The 1,326-nt window shown below is 45.2% G+C and carries 1 protein-coding gene; it reads right to left on the bottom strand.

Annotated elements, in window-relative coordinates; genetic code table 11:
- Nucleotides 1-1,326: anaerobic ribonucleoside-triphosphate reductase (nrdD, locus tag GMD4S_RS08975; protein ID WP_000292924.1), on the bottom strand; the 1,326-nt coding region annotated here is incomplete at both ends.

Below are 1,326 nucleotides of genomic sequence, written 5' to 3'. Positions count from 1 at the left end.
CCCAAACAGCTTCCAAGGCTTTAGGATTTTGTTGAAGAACTGGATACTCACAATAATGGATGAAACCACCTGACGCACCTGCTTCTGGGTAAACTTTCTCAAAGTCTAATTTTTCAAACGGTGTTGGATTTTTACGAACATCGTAGTGGAAAGAGTTGGTGTAGTATTCCTTGTCCGTGATGTCAGGAATAGAGCCGAACTTCTCTGTATCCAAGCGACAGAAGCGGTCTGTCAGACTTTCAGACGGTGTGGAGTAGATAGAGAAATGGTAACCATATTGGTCAGACCACTCTTCCACACGACGTTTCATATCACGAATAATATCCAGTGTGAATTCCTTGGCTTCAGGATTGCTTTCCCAGCTATTTCCAAAGAAGACTGTAGCCACTTCGTACAAACCGATGTAGCCCAGCGAAACTGTCGCACGGCGATTCTTAAAGAGTTGGTCAACACTTTCTTCTTTTCCGAGACGGCGACCGAAGGCTCCGTACTGATAAAGGATAGGGGCATTCGCTGGTGTTGCTTCCTTGGTCCGTTCAACACGGTAAACCAGAGCATCTTCTGCGATATTCATCCGCTCATTGAAGATTTCCCAAAACTTATTCAGATCCCCTTCAGACTCGAGGGCGATACGAGGCAGATTGACCGTCACAACACCTAGATTCATCCGACCTGAATTGACCTCAACACCATTTTCATCTTTCCAGCCTTGGAGGAAGGAGCGACAGCCCATAGGAACCTTGAAAGAACCTGTCAGCTCGATAATCTTATCATAGGACAAGACATCAGGGTACATCCGCTTGGTTGCACACTCGAGGGCCAACTGTTTGATGTCATAGTTCGGAGTCCCTTCTTCCAAGTTAAGGCCTCTTTTCAACGTAAAGATGAGTTTAGGGAAGATGGCTGTACGATGTTCTGATCCAAGACCCTTGATACGAATGGTTAAAATAGCTTTTTGAATTTCACGCTCAAAACGATTGGTTCCCAGACCAAAACCGAGCGAAGTAAAAGGTGTTTGGCCATTTGAAGTGAAGAGAGTGTTGATTTCATACTCGAGAGATTGCATGGCATCGTAGATGTCTTTTTGGGTTTTCTTCCAAGCATAATCTTCCCGTTTGTCAGGCAAGACCCACTCTTCCGCATCTTTGAGGTGTTTTTGGTAATTCTTCTCCGCATACGGAGCCAAGACTTCATCGATACGGTCAGCTGAGCAACCCCCGTACTGGCTAGAAGCAACATTGGCGATGATTTGTGAAATTTGAGCTGTCGCAGTCTGGATAGACTTGGGACTCTCTACCTCTGCATTTCCAATCTTAAAACCATTTT

The sequence above is a fragment of the Streptococcus sp. GMD4S genome, assembly GCF_000296955.1.
This window is presented reverse-complemented; position numbering and strand designations above follow the sequence as displayed.